12 protein-coding genes and 1 tRNA gene are annotated in these 17,197 nt (G+C 41.3%); 7 read left to right on the forward strand and 6 right to left on the reverse strand.

What is annotated here, in order from left to right:
• Window positions 1–21: 21 nt before the first annotated feature.
• Window positions 22–1,065 carry an HU domain-containing protein gene (locus C1721_RS08605; protein ID WP_102407985.1) on the forward strand — a complete coding sequence of 348 codons (1,044 nt, stop codon included), beginning with the start codon at window positions 22–24 and terminating at the stop codon, window positions 1,063–1,065.
• A gap of 24 nt (window positions 1,066–1,089) precedes the next feature.
• Here C1721_RS08605 and C1721_RS08610 read toward each other — a convergent pair whose 3' ends face one another.
• Together C1721_RS08610 and C1721_RS08615 are read right to left on the reverse strand one after the other, a co-directional pair.
• Window positions 1,090–1,296: a type II toxin-antitoxin system antitoxin gene (locus C1721_RS08610; protein ID WP_102407986.1), complete on the reverse strand. Its 207-nt coding sequence runs from the start codon at window positions 1,294–1,296 to the stop codon at window positions 1,090–1,092.
• Window positions 1,297–1,314: 18 nt separating this feature from the next.
• Complete coding sequence (locus tag C1721_RS08615) at window positions 1,315–2,190, reverse strand: SPFH domain-containing protein (RefSeq protein WP_102407987.1); 876 nt, start codon at window positions 2,188–2,190, stop codon at window positions 1,315–1,317.
• 133 nt (window positions 2,191–2,323) lie between these two features.
• Between C1721_RS08615 and C1721_RS08620 the strand changes: the two genes are divergently transcribed.
• Window positions 2,324–4,321, forward strand: a complete 1,998-nt coding sequence (locus tag C1721_RS08620; protein WP_102407988.1) for a tetratricopeptide repeat protein — start codon at window positions 2,324–2,326, stop codon at window positions 4,319–4,321.
• A 261-nt stretch (window positions 4,322–4,582) separates the two neighbouring features.
• Here C1721_RS08620 and C1721_RS08625 read toward each other — a convergent pair whose 3' ends face one another.
• Entirely contained in the window at window positions 4,583–7,897 is a 3,315-nt protein-coding gene (locus tag C1721_RS08625; RefSeq protein WP_102407989.1) for a TonB-dependent receptor, read from the reverse strand.
• A 233-nt stretch (window positions 7,898–8,130) separates the two neighbouring features.
• Here C1721_RS08625 and C1721_RS08635 point away from each other — a divergent pair, with 233 nt between their 5' ends.
• Window positions 8,131–9,348 carry an alkaline phosphatase family protein gene (locus C1721_RS08635; RefSeq protein ID WP_102407991.1) on the forward strand — a complete coding sequence of 406 codons (1,218 nt, stop codon included), beginning with the start codon at window positions 8,131–8,133 and terminating at the stop codon, window positions 9,346–9,348.
• Between the two features lie 56 nt (window positions 9,349–9,404).
• On the opposite strand, the gene C1721_RS08640 is transcribed toward C1721_RS08635, so the two are convergent.
• Window positions 9,405–9,620 carry a winged helix-turn-helix domain-containing protein gene (locus C1721_RS08640; protein WP_102407992.1) on the reverse strand — a complete coding sequence of 72 codons (216 nt, stop codon included), beginning with the start codon at window positions 9,618–9,620 and terminating at the stop codon, window positions 9,405–9,407.
• Between the two features lie 411 nt (window positions 9,621–10,031).
• Here C1721_RS08640 and C1721_RS08645 point away from each other — a divergent pair, with 411 nt between their 5' ends.
• The gene (locus C1721_RS08645) at window positions 10,032–10,361 is read left to right on the forward strand and encodes an RNA recognition motif domain-containing protein (RefSeq protein WP_102407993.1); all 330 of its coding nucleotides are present in this window, start codon (window positions 10,032–10,034) and stop codon (window positions 10,359–10,361) included.
• A gap of 100 nt (window positions 10,362–10,461) precedes the next feature.
• Here the strand turns inward: C1721_RS08645 and C1721_RS08650 are convergent, their stop codons facing one another.
• Complete coding sequence (locus C1721_RS08650) at window positions 10,462–11,952, reverse strand: NAD-dependent epimerase/dehydratase family protein (protein WP_102407994.1); 1,491 nt, start codon at window positions 11,950–11,952, stop codon at window positions 10,462–10,464.
• Between the two features lie 318 nt (window positions 11,953–12,270).
• Between C1721_RS08650 and C1721_RS08655 the strand changes: the two genes are divergently transcribed.
• Window positions 12,271–12,522, forward strand: a complete 252-nt coding sequence (locus C1721_RS08655; RefSeq protein WP_102407995.1) for a GlsB/YeaQ/YmgE family stress response membrane protein — start codon at window positions 12,271–12,273, stop codon at window positions 12,520–12,522.
• A 59-nt stretch (window positions 12,523–12,581) separates the two neighbouring features.
• Here C1721_RS08655 and C1721_RS08660 read toward each other — a convergent pair.
• Window positions 12,582–12,654 (reverse strand) — tRNA-Glu (locus C1721_RS08660).
• Between the two features lie 278 nt (window positions 12,655–12,932).
• Here C1721_RS08660 and mutA point away from each other — a divergent pair.
• A complete protein-coding gene (gene mutA, locus C1721_RS08665) occupies window positions 12,933–14,795 on the forward strand; it encodes a methylmalonyl-CoA mutase small subunit (RefSeq protein ID WP_102407996.1) in 1,863 nt (620 codons plus the stop codon).
• A gap of 98 nt (window positions 14,796–14,893) precedes the next feature.
• Window positions 14,894–17,041 carry a methylmalonyl-CoA mutase gene (gene scpA, locus C1721_RS08670; protein WP_102407997.1) on the forward strand — a complete coding sequence of 716 codons (2,148 nt, stop codon included), beginning with the start codon at window positions 14,894–14,896 and terminating at the stop codon, window positions 17,039–17,041.
• The last annotated feature ends 156 nt before the right edge of the window (window positions 17,042–17,197 follow it).

The following is a 17,197-nucleotide window of genomic DNA, read 5'->3' on the forward strand; positions in this document are numbered from 1 at the left end:
ATTAATATATATCTTTGTATTATGCTTAGGATAGTAACACATATTGAACATCTGTTATTGGTACACGATTGTGTCATCGTGCCGAAGTTTGGAGGCTTTGTCCTTCAATCTATTCCTGCTAAGTATCAGGCAGAAGAGCACCTGTTTTATCCTTCCCGCAAAGAGATTGTTTTTAATACGACATTGCAACATAATGATGGTTTGCTTACGGAATCTTATATGCAGATATACGATGTGGATTATAAGAAAGCCTTTTATATGTTGGAGGAAGACATTACCGATTTAAAAGAAACTCTGCAAAAGCATAAAAACATATCACTAGGCAATATCGGCTCTTTTTCGGTAGAGGATGAAGGGCAGATCGTTTTTCATCCGTCAGATTCGACACTGTTCAGTGCTGCTTCATTTGGTTTATTTTCTTTCTGTTTTCCAACGCTTGATTCATGTATGCAAGAAAAAGAATTGTCTGTTACAAAACAGAAAGGGACAAAGGATACTTTGTATATTCCGGTTAACCGTAAACTGATTCGTGTGGTTGCTGCTTCCGCTGCAGCAGTTGCTCTGTTCCTGCTTGTTTCTACTCCTGTGAAAGATGTAAACCAGTCGGCCTATAGAGCTAGTTTCGTGCCCACCGAAATGGTTATTCATAGAACACTTGAAGCTCCCGCTCCTGCAAGTACTTCAATAGAAGTTACGAGCAATTTAAAGAAAGAAAATGATGCTAGCGTTCCTGTTTCTACCCCTTCTGTTACAAAGGAAGTAAAGAAACAACCGGCATTATCAGTTGCTCCTAAACCTAATAAAGCTGCCAGTACAGCAATAAAGAGCGAAGAAGGTAAAAAAATGTATCATATAATAATAGCCAGTTTTCCTTCGGAAAGCCAGGCTAACGAATACATTGCCGGTGTACGGAATGAATGTAAGGGTGTGAACAAAATTCTGCGTGATGGAAAGTATCGTATTTATGCTAATAAGTATGATAACCGTAAACAGGCTGAAAGTTATATGGACAACTTACGCAAAAATGATAAATTTAAAGATGCCTGGTTGTTTATCAGCCGTTGATTCCCAACCAAGCAATTTAGTATTCTACTCTTTATTACCTTCACCGGATTCTGATTTTCGTTTTTTTTTAAGTCGACCGGCTTTCCGCAAGGCTTGATCCAAAATATATTGTATTTGACCGTTAGTACTGCGGAACTCATCTGCAGCCCAGGCTTCTATAGCCTCCATCATTTCTGCATCTATACGCAGTATGAAGTTTTTGGTTGCATTCCCGTTTTCCTTTTTAGCCATATTGGATACTACTATTAATTATTGGTATAAAGTGCCTGTGTTTACTACTGGTTGTGCAGATTCGTCGGCACAAAGAACGACTAATAAATTACTTACCATAGCAGCTTTTCGCTCTTCATCCAATTCTACAACATCATCTTTCTTTAGTTTCTCCAAAGCCAGATGAACCATGCTGACAGCCCCTTCTACGATACGCTCCCGGGCGGCAATAATCGCATCAGCCTGTTGGCGGCGTAACATTACACTGGCAATTTCGGATGCGTATGCCAGGTAATTTATGCGTGCTTCTACAATCTCGATTCCTGCAATGTCCAACCGGCTGTTTAATTCTGTTTCCAGTCGTTTTGTTACCTCTCCGCTTTCATCGGAACGGAGTGTTACTTTGTCTGTTGTCTCGTTCGTATCGTAGGCATACATACCTGCTACCTGGCGAAGGGCGGCATCGCTCTGTATCTGGACAAACTCACGTATGCTTCCGGAAATATCAAAAGAGGCTTTGTAAGTGTCTTTGATTCTCCATACAACTACTGCTCCAATCATGACAGGATTTCCAACCTTATCGTTTACCTTAATCGGCTCGATATCCAGATTCAGAATACGCAAAGTTACTTTTGATTTCTGGAAAAAGGGATTTACCCAATAGAAACCATTTGTCAGCACTGTTCCCACATATCTACCAAAGAAGGTTAATACACGGGAATTATTCGGTTCGATAATCATAAATCCGCGAAGCATGATAATTGCACATATTCCGCAGAGTATACCGGCAACTTCACTCCATGATTGTGACAAAGACAATAGGAATATGGCTGATCCTGCTAAGATCAAAAGGAGGAAAAGTGCCATAAATCCAGACATCTTAATACCGTCGAAACTTTTTTCTTGTGTCTTCATGATGATTTATTTTGATATTATTTTGATATCACAAATCAAAGCATTATTATGAACTTATGCAAATAAATTATGAACTTTTTGTAGGCAGATATATAAAATATTCTATAGTTTTGTCTACTCAAAATTTAAGTGGTTGGAATTTCAATTAGATACTAATAATAAAGAGTTTCAGGATGCACTGCAACTGATTACCCATACGCGCCAGTCTGTTTTCCTGACAGGAAAGGCCGGAACAGGTAAATCTACATTCCTTAAATATATCTGCGCGCATACTAAAAAGAAATATGTTGTGTTAGCTCCTACTGGTATTGCTGCTATTAATGCCGGTGGTGTAACGTTGCATTCATTCTTCAAGTTGCCATTCCGTCCGATGCTGCCCGATGACCCGGACTTAAGTCTAAAAGGCGGGCGGATATTTGAGTTTTTTAAATACAGGAAAGAACATCGCAAAATTATATCCGAGGTTGAGCTGATAATTATTGATGAAATTTCAATGGTGAGAGCGGATATTATTGACTGCGTAGACAGAATATTGCGTGTTTTTTCAGGGAACATGCGTCTGCCGTTCGGAGGGAAACAACTTTTATTCGTAGGGGATGTGTTCCAATTGGAACCGGTTGTTCCTTCTGACCAGAAAGAAATACTGAGCCTGTTTTACGCCAGTCCTTTTTTCTTCTCAGCCCATGTTTTTAAATCTATCAACCTGGTGCCGATAGAACTTCAAAAAGTGTACCGCCAGACAGACCCTGTCTTTATCAATATATTGGATCGTATTCGTAATAATGCCGCCCGAAAGCAGGAGCTGGATACTCTGAATGCCCGTTATTTCCCTTCATTTGAACCGGAGAATGATGACATGTATATTACCCTGGCAACCCGCAGGGATCAGGTGGATTATATAAATGAAAAGAAACTGGCGGAGCTTCCCGGAGAGGAGTTTGTTTCGGAAGGAAAGATAGATGGCGACTTTCCCGAATCTTCTCTTCCTACGCAACTAAACTTGTCAATTAAGGAGCAGGCTCAAGTAATATTTATTGATAACGATCACGAACGCCGCTGGGTGAATGGCACGATAGGTATGATATCGGGCATTGACGAAAACGGTAACGTATATGTTTTACTTGAAAGCGGGGTGGAATACTTGGTAGAACCTACATCATGGCGCAACTACAAGTACAAATATAATGAGAAGGAAAAACGAATAGAGGAGGAGATTGTAGGTACGTTTGAACAACTTCCTATTCGTCTGGCCTGGGCTATTACCGTACATAAAAGCCAGGGATTGACCTTCTCGCGGGTAGTTGTAGATTTGACAGGAGGCGTATTTGCCGGCGGACAAACGTATGTTGCTTTGAGTAGATGCACATCTTTGGACGGGCTGGTATTGAAGAGTAAGATTTCGTCTAATGATATTTTTGTACGGAAGGAAATCGTCGAGTTCAGCCAGGTGTTTAACGACCGGCAATTAATAGAAAAGAGTTTGTGCGAGAGTGAAGCCGAGTTATTATATGCTAAGGCCGCCCATGGTTTTAACAATGGAAATATGAAAGAGTCCGTAGAGGCTTTCTCTGCGGCGATAAAGAAACGGAATGAATTGGATAATCCTTCCGTCCAGCGGCTGATACGTTTGAAACTACAACGTCTCGATTCACAGAAGGAACAGATAAAGGCTTTACGTGAAGATATACACGCGATGCGTGAAATCCAGAAAGAATATGCCCACGAATATTATCTGATGGGCAACGAATGTATAACGAAAGCCAAAGATGCCAATGCTGCAATACGTAACTTTGATAAAGCTTTGAAGCTGGATCCTTATTATGTGGATGCCTGGGTGCGAAAAGGGGTCACCCTTATGGACCAGGGGGAAGATTATGAAGCTCAGGTTTGTTTGAATAAAGCAGTGAAGTTGAACCCCGGTTCTTTTAAAGCCCGTTATAATAGGGGGAAATGTTTATTGCGTTTAAAATATTATGAAGAAGCTGTTTCCGATTTGTTGAAAGCTGTGGATTTGAAACCCAAACATGCTTATGCACACGATTATCTGGCCGAGTGTTATGCTGCTTTGGGAGATGAAGAAAGTGCACAGAATCATCGTGACATAGCCGATGAGTTAAGGGATAACTCTTAATATCCTGCTTCCCTTTTATCTCTATCCTTATATCTGTTTATGGTAAAAGAGCTTTGTAAATCTCTTGTTTACCGGGCTGGCTAAGCTTTTCTACCTTGCTGGCTAACCATTGTTACCTTGCTCGAAAAGCTTGCTTACCTGGGTGAAAAAGCTATTATGTGCAGTATCCGTAGCTAAAATGTGTGCACTTGGGGGATAAAATAAAATGAGGTTGCTCCTAATAAGAAGCAACCTCATTTATATGTATTTTGCTATTATCTATTAATTGAAGATATAGCGAACGCTGAACTGTACAGAAGAGGTAGATGCAAAACCCTGATAATTCATAAATGTTTCAGTCAACTTTTGGCTACCACTCATATTCATGTTATAGGTAACTTCACCAGACTTGCTAACATTCACTTTCAGAGGAGAGTTAGCATTGGTAGTTGTTTGCTTATACAATCCCCATTTGTTGTTCAATAAGTTCCCTAAGTTTTTGATGTCAACACCCACTTGAATTGTATTGCGTTTGCTACCCGTCTTTATATAGAAATCTTGCATGAACTTGAAGTCAAACTGATGATGCCAAGGCATGATAGCTCCGTTGCGGTCGGCATATTCGCCTTTGTGTTTGCTTAAATATTTATCTTGATTTACGTATGCCCAGAAATCGTTAGCTTGATCTTCTTTTGAATAAGTAACTTTTCCGGTTTTACTGTCAATTATATCGGCAAACTTCAATTCATCCTTAGAAGCAGGGATATACATCAAAGGATTAGCGCCACCGTCATTCAGCGGGTTGTTGCTGTATGTATAACCAAAGCGGGAATAAGAATAACCGCCGGCATAACCTATCTGGCTTCCTTCATAAATCAAAGATACGGCAGAAGCAAAGTTCTTTCCATATTCTTTGCGATAACCTACAGAAGCAATGATACGGCTTGGTGCTACATAGCTGGCATAACCTATTTCGTGAGCGTTGGAACCGTTTATACTGTTCGTATTTGTCTTCCATGCAGAAGTAACCTGGTCACCAATACCGTCGCTATATGATTTGGCATGCGAATATGTATAAGCGAATGACAAATCAAGACCAAAGTTGAAGCGTTTGCTCAATTGGCTTGTGATAGAATAGTAATAAGCTTTGCCGCCTCCGTTTTCTATTACATACGGAGTAACGCCGCGGCCTTCACCGTTAACAGCTGTGTAACCATTATTATAGTATAAACGCGTATCGTTCGGAGAAAGTTTTATTTCACTTGGGTCGTTCAAACCTGCGTTTGTTACGACAATAGGATTGATATCACGGTTGTAGATACCTTCTACTGTGAAACCAATATCACCCGGTAACTTGGCATCGAATGCCAAAGATGTTTTGAATGTAGATGGCATCTTCAGATCGTCTGTCATGATTGTAGGAGACTGAGGCGCAACTAATTCTTGAGGTTCAAATTTACCATTGTACATCTCATTCAAGATACCGTTCATATCCGCATGGAAATAAGGAGCATCTTCGGATTTGTAAGTAAACATCTGATATTGTCCTACATTGGAGTTACCAACGGCAGAAACGATCCATACGAATGGAATACGTCCGGTATAGAGTCCCATACCGCCGCGGAGAACGTATTTACGTTCTCCGGTTAAGTCCCAGTTGAAACCTACGCGCGGAGACATATTAATAGTTGTTTTAGGCATCTGATCCGTAGAGTAATGTTTGCCATGGAACAGTAAGCTTGCAAACTCTTTGTTGAAATTATCCTTTAGTGCCGGATAGATCGGCAATTCCAAACGCAAACCGGCTGTTAACTTAAAGTTTTCGGAGAAAGCCATTTCATCCTGATAGTAAAGAGAAAGCTGCTCATAGTTGAATGCAGCATTTTCTTGCTTCAAGCTGCTATTATTCGGATGTGTGATTGCAAAGGCTGCTGGCTTCTTGTTATTTGCGAAATCATCCCATGATGAGAATACGTAATAACCCGAACCTGCCGGCATGAATCCGTTTTCAGAATGGTCGAATTCAAATTGTACACCTCCCAACATGCTGTGAATGCCCGTTGAGTAGCTTAATTCATCTGTAGCAACGAATGTCTTTGTTCTACGAAGGTTGCCGTATGTGAACGGATCAGGACCGAATGAAGCGTATACATCTCCGTCTTTCAAGATATCTACAGTCGGGAAGAAACCTCCATCTGTTTCACGAGGTTCATCCTGATATGAATAGGTTAAACGTACCATGTTGTTCATTCTTCCGTCCATAAAACGAGAATTCAATTCGGTAGCCAAACTCATGAAATCACGGATCTGATAGTAACGTGAGTTCTCGTAAGTCATAGAATATTTAGACGTTCTTCCGCCGCTGTTACCATGTCCCGGATAAATATCGTTAACGCTCATAGGACTGGTAGAAGAGGAAGGAGCATTGGAATCTTTTGTGTGTGTCTTAGAGAAACGGAAGTTGATTTTATTATTATCGTTTATGTTCCAGTCCAAGCGGGCCATAATGCGATAAGAAGGAGTTTTTAAATCATATCCGGAATAACGTCCTGTGCTGTAACCGTATTTGTCGGCCATGTATTTGCTCATCATGTCCATATCACTTACGGTTGGACGGTTAATATTGTTTTCGCCCCAGTCTGCACTTTCGTTTTCACGAGGACGAGAGAGTGGGCCTGCTGTTACGTTGTCTTCATATTCACCGTTGACGAAATAGAACAATTTGTCTTTCAGAATAGCTCCTCCGATACTTGCACCGTATGTGTAATACTGTGCTTTTGAACGTTCCAATGTATAATCATCTACATGAACACCTTTCAAGCTCTGATTATTCAAATACGTATAAGCGGTAGCTTTGAAATCGTTACCACCCGAACGGGTAACAGCATTGATAGAACCTCCTGTAAATCCACTCTGGCGAACGTCATACGGAGTAACAGATACTGTAATTTGCTCTAAAGCATCGAGAGAAATAGGGGAACCGTTTGCCGGTAAATTCTGGCCGATACCGAATGCATTGTTGAATGCAGCACCGTCTACGGTAACGTAAGACTGGCGATAGTTACCGCCACCTACGGCAAAACCGTTTGTCGTTGTAGACGATTGCGGTGATAAGCGCATGATGTCGTTCATGCTGCGGCTGATGGTAGGAATAGCTTCAATACCTTCACGGTTGATGCTTGTAATAGCTCCAGCACGGTCACTTTTCATGTTACTGTTATTGGAGCCGATAACCACAACTTCTTCCAAAAGTTCGGAAGATTCTTTCAGGGAAACATTCAGTACATAATTATCTCCCAGGTTTAGTGCGATGTTTGTATAAGACATCGGTTGATATCCGATATAGGAAATATCAACTTTGTAAGGGCCGCCGGCACGCATATTCGGAAGGTTATAACGTCCGTCTACGTTTGTAACGGTTCCGTAGCGTGTACCTGAAGGCTCGTGAATTGCAACAATAGTTGCACCGATAACCGGTTCATCTTCATACACAACTTTTCCGCTGATACTGGCAGTCGTCACCTGAGCCACTGCAGGGATGGTGAACAAGAAACTCAATACCGTCAATAGGAACAGAGCTTGTAAATGTTTACGCATAATATGATTTGTTTAATTAATAAATCAGCCACAAAGTTAAGTTTTGTTTTTTAAATAGATGCTATATTCTTGTTTCTTTATTAATACAATTCTTTTAAAACTGTTGTTATTTATAGTTTTTTTATTGCATATAGCACTTGATTATGTAGACCTCGAGCTTTGGTTTTATTTATTTAACGCAGCCCGAATCTTTTTTAATTTTATCTTTGCAGCCATAAACAATAAAACAATTTATGAAACGCTTTTACCTTTATAATATAGTATGCTTATTTGTTGCATGCTTATTTGTTTTGGCATTTATTGCCTGTAAACCAACGCCTCCTTCTACCGATCGTTATGTGGTAGTTCTTTCTATGGATGGTTTCCGTTCGGATTATCCTGCCCGGGCTAATACGCCTACATTGGATTCATTGGCAAATGTGGGAATACGTTCAGCTTTCCGTCCTTGTTTTCCCAGCGTAACGTTTCCTAATCATTATTCTATGGCTACGGGACTGCATCCAGATCATCATGGCTTGGTGAATAATTTCTTTTATGATTCCGAATTAGATAGCATTTACCGGATGGGATGTCTTGATCACCGGTTTTACGGGGGAGAGCCTATTTGGAGGACAGCGGAAAAGCAAGGAGTTCATGCGGCCGCTTTTTATTGGGTCGGCAGTGAAGTTCTTGTAGACGGTAAGAATCTTTCAATCTCGAAGACATTTGATAAATCGGTTTCTTATACGGCCCGTGCGGATTCTGTTGTTTCCTGGCTGAAACTTCCGGAAGATATTCGTCCTCATTTAATTATGTGGTACATAGAAGAACCTGACGGAATAGGACATAAATGTACTCCGGATTCGTCTGCGACTTTGGCGAAAGTAGAAGAACTGGATGGAGTGTTGAATCATTTTTTTACGGAAGCACGTAAACTGGATATATTCGATAAGATAGATTTTCTTGTAGTTTCAGACCATGGTATGGCTACCTGCTATCCTGATAAATATGTAAACCTGATAGATTATCTGCCTATCGATAGTTTCGACTATGTGTTTGATGGAGTTCCTACATTGCTTTATCCTAAGAAAACATATTTGGACAGTGCTTATGCCATATTGAAACGCGTACCTCATATTACAGTTTGGAAAAAGAATGAGATTCCAGTTAAATATGTATATGGATCAAATCCTCGCATCGGAGATTTGGTTGTTGTGCCGGATATAGGGACATACTTGCATTTCAGGAAAGGTAAAATCACTCCTTATAAAACGGCTACTCATGGATTTGATAATTATACGCCTGAAATGGAGGCTATATTTTATGCAGCCGGTCCTTCATTTAAGAAACATACAGAGATTCCTGTTATGGCCAATGTAAATCTATATTTATTAATTGCACGCCTGTTGGGATTACAACCTGCTCCGAATGATGGTGATAGTGCCGTTGTTGAGCAGTTGCTTGTGAAATAAATAAAATCCAAAGCAAGGAAACATTATTCCCTTGCTTTAGATTGCACATACTTTACTTAGAAATAAAAGTTAGTTCCGGGGCAGAAAATTAGTTTACTGCTTGACGTGTCGATTTCGATTTTGTTTTCTCTTGCCAACCAACCGATTGCAGACCAAAGTTCTGCATCTGATAGGAATGTTCTTCTCTTCAACGTCTCAAAACTCCAGCGGTCGCCATCTGATAGTAGATTCCAGACGGCTCCTGCATTCAAACCGATAGATCCTTTTGTCATGATAATATTATGTTTTATGTTATGGTACGTGTAATAGTAGAACACAAATCAAGACTGAAATGATATATTTCAGGTGAATTTTTAGCGTGTTTTAAAAGATATCACCCAATTGTTAACCCTTGTTGCCTTTTATAGCTTCCGAGTAAAAGATTTTTGTGAATTTAACGTCAATGTAAATTCTTTGCCGAAATAACCCCCGCTTCCTTTATAAACGTTTTTTAGAAATATTAGTTTGAAAAAGATGGGTATAAATCATGGTGGTGTCGAATTAAACCTTACATTTGCGGCATATTGAGATTGATTTAAACTTGTATTTGAAGTTTTGCTCACAACTTTGATTTGTTAAGTACATCCATTCAATTATTTTTCTTTCATCCCTCAATTAACAATTAACTAAATAAGTTTTTATAAATGAATCTTTACATTTCAAATTTGAGTTACAACGTCACAGACGCTGACTTAAACGAGTTGTTTGCAGACTACGGAGAAATCCTTTCAGCAAAAGTTATCACAGATAGAGAAACCGGCCGTTCAAGAGGTTTTGGTTTCGTAGAATTGAAGGATGACGAAATGGCCAGGAAAGCAATCGAAGAATTAAACCAGGCTACTTATGATGAAAAAATAATTAATGTAACAGAAGCACGCCCTAGAGAAGATCGTGGCGGCAATCGCGGTGGTGGCTATGGTGGCAACCGTGGAGGCTACGGCGGTGGAAATCGTGGTGGTGGAAGAAGATATTAATTCAATTTATATCAAATAAAAAAGCGACTTATTACCAGGTCGCTTTTTTTATTTGATAACAATGATTCAAAGACCTATTTCCCGTTGGGATTTTAGGCTTTTACTCCATTCCTTCAAAAATAGATTCATCATAAACATTATGCTCATCTTTATGATGAGACGCATGCCATACTTGGGCAAAGAAAGGGTTTCCTTTCGCTATTTCATCGTAATTCCAAGGTAAAGGCAAGCATTCCGGACACCAATGTCCTCCCAGCAAAATTAAATTGGGTGAAGCCTTGAACCGATGGCCGAACTGACATTCCCACTCTAAAGGTGTAGAAAGGTCGCCTTTATTCATCGTTGTTGAAATACACTTGCCTCCACGAAACTCGGCTGCCTGTTTCATGTCTTCGATGTCCAGTACCTCTTTTGGCTTTGTTTCATCATATCCGTGATTCAGCAATACAGGTGATTCGGACGGACGTTGCTTGTCTACCTTGTCCCAGCCGGGAATAGCTTTCCATGCTTCGTATGACCCGAAATAGGCGGAAATACGATTTTTATTATTGGTTTTTATCCAGTTCAGAGTGCCCAATCCTTCTTTGGATGCGATTGTTTTCATCATTGTTTTAATAATGAATGCCGGCGTGATTTTAGACAGATGGAAATACCAGGGAACTTGTTTTGCCATCCACTGGAAATAATCATCGCATGATTGATTACTGCGGAAATGAAGATAATTTTCCAACAAATCGGAATCGGTGTACCATTGTCCGTGGAAGTTTCGCAAAGCAAACCAATTAGGTTCAAATATTTTTTCAGGAGCCGGACACGAGAGCGCCTTTAATAGTTTGCATTCAAATTCATAATTGGTAAGCCGGAAAGACGGGCCGCTGCTGATATTATAAAAACGGTTCCAGAATTGATCCGGTACATTTTCTTCACACACATTTGCCAGCAAACGTCCCGAATCCTCGGCTGTAGCCCACTCCAGCACACCGTCTATAGGTACATGAAACGTGATAGGATCGGAGCCTTTGTATAATAGTTCGGGGCAAAGGATACCCGTCTGACGGAGGCAAGCCCAATGCTTGATGCCCGATTCAACAAATATACGTTCCGCTATGGCTTTCGATACGGCGTAATGGTCGTATATGCTGGCGCAGATAGGATCGCCGGTTCGTCCCCAATGAATTGGGGCGTTTCGATGTCCTGTTTGTGCAACAGAACCAATATAAACGACTTTTATCCGGTCCGCATTTGGCTGAGCCTTCACTGCCCGGACAATATATTCGGCCGCAGTAACATTTACTTTCCGGGTTTGCTTCGGATAGTAATCCGCGGCGGGAGAAACCATTCCTCCTACGTGTAAAACATAATCCGCGCTGGTTACGCCATTGAGAATATCATCGTAATTAGTCAAATCTCCCCATACAATACGGATACCTTCTTTGTTTTCATACGCCGCCAGTTTTTGTTTGTTTATCTTGCTTGGCCGCGCTAATAGAGTAATGTTGAAACGGTCGGTTCTTTTGGACAGTTCTTCCAGTCCTGCTTTACCCATAGTGCCGGTAGCACCGGTAAGAAAGACAGTTTTTTTACTTTTCATAATAGCCGAATTAAGTCATTTTGTTCTACAAATATGATGAATCTTTTTCTTTTTGCCTATTGTATGATTGTAAAAGTATGGATATATTTATTGATGTCATCGGGAAGAACTAATCGGATCACGGCTGTGATTCATATAGATCACACGGGTGATCCGATCAGATCACAAACGTGATTTATATAGATCACAGCTGTGATCCAATTAATTTGTCGGGATGAAATGGCTAAATAGTTGCTGCCTGTTCATTAAATATCGGGATTTGGGGCAACTAATCGGGATAAGAATTGTTTTTTATAAAGAACTATTAAATTAAAAGATATGAGTTTTATTTGGTATATATTGATTGGGATTGTTGCCGGCTATCTGGCCGGTAAGATCATGCGTGGCGGTGGTTTCGGATTAGTAATAAACTTGCTTTTAGGAATAATCGGAGGAGTTGTAGGTGGCTGGGTATTCAGCATGTTTGGAATTTCAGCTATCGGATTGATAGGGAGCTTGATTACTGCTACGATTGGTGCTGTGATTGTGTTATGGCTTGCTTCTGTATTTAGCAAACCTCGTGGAGATTAAATCAAATTGATAAATATGAAAAGAGGATATTTCAATAAAGAAGTATCCTCTTTTTTTTGTAGTGCGTCCGGGGGTCGAACCCGAGTTTCCGCCGTGAGAGGGCGGCGTCCTAGACCACTAGACGAATGCACCGTTGTATAGTCTTGCATGTCGTTGAACGACGGGACAAAATTAGTGATAATTTTGATCTGTCAAATAATTGAATTGTTTTTTTTGCGGAATATTTTTGCGTTCTCTGTCATTTTGTAAACTAAAGATAGCAGTGTAGCACTAAAAGGCGTTAAAATTGGGAGTGATTTCATTTATTTTTCGTTGTTCTTCCTGTTTATTTATTCTACCTTTGCGACCTGTAATTGAACAGGATATATTGGACATTACTAAATAATACGTTTTATAAAATAACTAATATTATGGCAGAACTAAAAGAAAAACTTTTCTCAGAATTCGCTCCCGTATCTACTGAAGAGTGGATGGCGAAGATTACGGCCGACCTGAAAGGGGTACCGTTTGAGAAAAAACTCGTCTGGAAGACAGGCGAAGGATTTAATGTAAATCCTTTCTACCGTGCAGAAGACATCGAAGGCTTGAAGACTACAGAATCTCTTCCCGGTGAATTCCCTTATGTTCGCGGTACAAAGAAAGATAACGATTGGAAGGTACGCCAGAACATTGAAGTGACTTGTTTCAAGGGTGCGAATGAAAAAGCTCTTGACATTTTAAACAAGGGGATTACTTCACTCGGTTTCATCATCAAAGGTGATGAGGTAAATGCCGAAAATATTGCAACTCTACTGGATGGTATTTGTCCGGGCGCTGTTGAACTGAATTTCAATACATGCAATTGCAAAGCAGAGAAGTTGATTGGCATCTTGGTTGAGAACTACAAAGCTAAAGGTGTAGATTTAAGCAAATGTATTGGTTCTGTCAATTATGATCCGTTCAAGAAACCTTTAGTAAAGGGAAAAGAAAATGAAAACTGGGTGGAAGCTGCAGCTGCTGTGCTCAAAGCAGGTCAGGCTTTACCGGGTTATAAGGTGCTGGCAGTAAACGGATTTTATTTTAATAATGCCGGTGCTTACATCACTCAGGAACTGGGCTACTCATTGGCTTGGGGTAACGAATTGATGGCAAAACTGACAGAAGCCGGATTCAGTGCGGAAGAAGTTGGTAAAAAAATCAAATTCAACCTGGGTATCAGTTCTAATTACTTTATGGAAATTGCCAAGTTCCGTGCAGCACGTTGGTTGTGGGCTGAAATCGTTGCCGCTTACAATCCTGCATGCAAATGCGCCTGCAAGATGAATGTCCATGCACAGACTTCCGAATGGAACATGACTGTTTACGATGCTCACGTAAACCTGTTGCGTTCTCAAACAGAAGCCATGTCGGCTGCTTTGGCTGGCGTTGATTCCATCACGGTTCGTCCGTTCGATAAGACTTATCAGACTCCGGACGATTTCTCTGAACGTATCGCACGCAACCAGCAGTTGTTGCTGAAAGAAGAATGTCATCTGGACAAGGTGGTTGACCCATCAGCCGGTTCTTATTATGTAGAAGTGTTGACTAATTCTTTGGCAGAAGTTGCTTGGAATTTGTTCCTGGAAGTAGAAGATAAAGGTGGCTTTGGTGCAGAAGTAGCTAATGGAAATATCCAAAACGCAGTTAATACATCTAATGTAGCCCGTAAGAAAGCGGTTGCTACTCGTCGTGAAATCCTGCTGGGCTCTAACCAGTTCCCGAACTTTACGGAAGTGGCTGCCGGTAAGATTAAAGAAACAGCCTCTTGTTGTTGCGGTGGTGGCCATTCTTGTGGCGAAGCTACGGTTACTCCTCTTGATTTCTCTCGTGGGGCTTCCGAATTCGAAGCATTGCGTCTGGCAACAGAAAAGAGCGGTAAGACACCGAATGTATTTATGTTGACTATCGGTAACTTGTCTATGCGTATTGCACGTTCACAGTTCTCAAGCAACTTCTTTGCTTGTGCAGGATATAAGGTTATTGATAACTTAGGTTTCGAAACTGTAGAAGCTGGCGTTGAGGCAGCGATGAAGGCCGGTGCTCAAATCGTTGTTCTTTGTTCTAGTGATGACGAATATGCAGAGTATGCTCCTGCCGCTTATAAGGCTTTGGCCGGACGTGCAGAGTTTGTTGTAGCAGGTGCTCCAGCATGTATGGACGATCTGAAAGCTCAGGGTATTGATCAGTTTATCAATGTGAAGAGCAATGTGCTTGAAACATTAAAGGCATTCAATGCTAAATTAGGGATTAATTAATTGAAGTTAGCAGTTGGTCGATAGTATATTGGTTGAAGACTTTCTTCTGCTGTTTGCTACTAACTACCAGCTACAAACTACTAACTACATAAAAAATTATGAGACCAAATTTTAAGAATATAGATATAAAGAATGCCGGTTTTGCAGCCACCAATGCTGCCGAATGGGCAAAAGCCAACGGCATCGAAGCCAATTGGAAAACACCTGAGCATATCGAGGTGAAACCAGTATATACAAAAGAAGACCTGGAAGGTATGGAACATTTGCATTACGCATCCGGCCTGCCTCCTTATCTGCGTGGTCCGTATAGTGGTATGTACGCTATGCGTCCCTGGACAATCCGCCAGTATGCAGGTTTCTCTACAGCAGAAGAATCTAACGCATTCTACCGCCGTAACCTGGCTTCCGGCCAGAAAGGTTTGTCTGTTGCATTCGACCTTCCTACACACCGCGGATATGATGCCGACAACGAACGTGTTGTAGGTGATGTTGGTAAAGCCGGTGTATCTATTTGTTCATTGGAAAACATGAAGGTATTGTTCGATGGTATTCCTTTGAACAAGATGTCTGTTTCCATGACAATGAACGGTGCTGTTCTTCCGGTATTGGCATTCTACATCAACGCTGGTTTGGAGCAAGGAGCTAAGTTGGAAGAAATGGCCGGTACGATCCAGAATGATATCCTGAAAGAATTCATGGTGCGTAATACCTATATTTATCCGCCTGAATTCTCTATGAAGATTATTGCTGATATCTTCGAATATACTTCTCAGAAGATGCCTAAGTTCAACTCTATCTCTATCTCCGGTTACCACATGCAGGAAGCCGGTGCAACAGCAGATATTGAAATGGCTTATACCCTGTGCGACGGTATGGAATATCTTCGTGCCGGTGTGAACGCCGGTATCGATGTGGATGCTTTTGCTCCGCGTCTGTCATTCTTCTGGGCTATCGGTGTGAACCACTTCATGGAAATCGCCAAGATGCGTGCCGCACGTATGTTGTGGGCGAAGATCGTGAAGAGCTTTGGTGCCAAGAATCCGAAATCTCTTGCTTTGCGTACTCACTGCCAGACTTCAGGATGGTCGTTGACAGAACAAGACCCGTTCAACAACGTAGGCCGTACTTGTATCGAGGCTATGGCTGCTGCACTGGGACATACCCAGTCTTTGCATACCAACGCTTTGGACGAAGCTATCGCATTGCCTACCGATTTCTCTGCACGTATCGCACGTAATACACAGATTTATATTCAGGAAGAAACAAAGATCTGTAAGGAAATCGACCCGTGGGCTGGTTCTTATTATGTAGAATCTTTGACAAACGAACTGGTACACAAAGGTTGGGCGTTGATTCAGGAAATAGAAAGCATGGGTGGTATGGCTAAGGCTATTGAAACAGGCCTTCCGAAGATGCGTATCGAAGAAGCAGCCGCACGTACACAGGCTCGTATCGACTCAGGTGTTCAGACAATCGTTGGTGTTAACAAATACCGTCTGCCGAAAGAAGATCCGATCGATATCCTTGAAATTGATAATACTGCCGTTCGTAACGAACAGATTGCTGCCTTGAAGGTTTTGCGTGAAAACCGCGACGAAGCTGCTGTTCAAAAAGCATTGGCTGATATTACCGAATGTGTGAGAACAAAGAAAGGCAACTTACTGGAGTTGGCTGTTAAAGCAGCCGGCTTGCGTGCATCACTGGGAGAAATCTCCGATGCTTGCGAAGTGGTTGTAGGTCGTTATAAAGCAATTATCAGAACTATATCAGGCGTGTATTCATCAGAAACAAAGAAAGATGCAGACTTCCAGAAAGCATGTGAGCTGACTGCCGAGTTTGCCAAGAAAGAAGGTCGCCAGCCACGTATCATGATCGCTAAGATGGGTCAGGACGGACACGACCGTGGTGCTAAAGTTGTAGCTACAGGTTATGCAGACTGTGGTTTCGACGTAGACATGGGACCGTTGTTCCAGACTCCGGCCGAAGCTGCCCGCCAGGCTGTAGAAAACGACGTTCACGTAATGGGTGTTTCTTCATTGGCTGCCGGTCACAAGACGTTGGTTCCGCAGGTAATTGAAGAATTGAAGAAGTTAGGCCGTCCCGATATTATTGTGATTGCCGGCGGTGTTATTCCTGCACAGGATTATGACTTCCTGTACAAAGCAGGTGTTGCTGCTATCTTCGGTCCTGGAACTTCTGTAGCGAAAGCTGCTGTTCAGATTCTGGAGATACTGTTAGGTGAGTAAACCGTAACTTATCATACGTAAAAGAGGTATCCAAACGGATACCTCTTTTTTTATTGTAATTTTTGATATTCAAGAGGTTTTGAAATAAACTCTTTGTATCTTTGTTTGTTAGGAAACTATAAAGTCCTTTATATCGTTAGTGAGATAATAGGGTTG

It is taken from the genome of Parabacteroides bouchesdurhonensis (assembly GCF_900186615.1).
Lineage (GTDB): Bacteria > Bacteroidota > Bacteroidia > Bacteroidales > Tannerellaceae > Parabacteroides > Parabacteroides bouchesdurhonensis.

Coding starts and splice junctions, on each gene's coding strand:
- C1721_RS08640 (WP_102407992.1), bottom strand. CDS start 9,620: ATGACAAAAGGATCTATCGGTTTGAATGCAGGAGCCGTCTGGAATCTA.
- C1721_RS08635 (WP_102407991.1), top strand. CDS start 8,131: ATGAAACGCTTTTACCTTTATAATATAGTATGCTTATTTGTTGCATGC.
- C1721_RS08655 (WP_102407995.1), top strand. CDS start 12,271: ATGAGTTTTATTTGGTATATATTGATTGGGATTGTTGCCGGCTATCTG.
- C1721_RS08610 (WP_102407986.1), bottom strand. CDS start 1,296: ATGGCTAAAAAGGAAAACGGGAATGCAACCAAAAACTTCATACTGCGT.
- C1721_RS08650 (WP_102407994.1), bottom strand. CDS start 11,952: ATGAAAAGTAAAAAAACTGTCTTTCTTACCGGTGCTACCGGCACTATG.
- C1721_RS08625 (WP_102407989.1), bottom strand. CDS start 7,897: ATGCGTAAACATTTACAAGCTCTGTTCCTATTGACGGTATTGAGTTTC.
- C1721_RS08615 (WP_102407987.1), bottom strand. CDS start 2,190: ATGAAGACACAAGAAAAAAGTTTCGACGGTATTAAGATGTCTGGATTT.
- C1721_RS08605 (WP_102407985.1), top strand. CDS start 22: ATGCTTAGGATAGTAACACATATTGAACATCTGTTATTGGTACACGAT.
- mutA (WP_102407996.1), top strand. CDS start 12,933: ATGGCAGAACTAAAAGAAAAACTTTTCTCAGAATTCGCTCCCGTATCT.
- C1721_RS08645 (WP_102407993.1), top strand. CDS start 10,032: ATGAATCTTTACATTTCAAATTTGAGTTACAACGTCACAGACGCTGAC.
- scpA (WP_102407997.1), top strand. CDS start 14,894: ATGAGACCAAATTTTAAGAATATAGATATAAAGAATGCCGGTTTTGCA.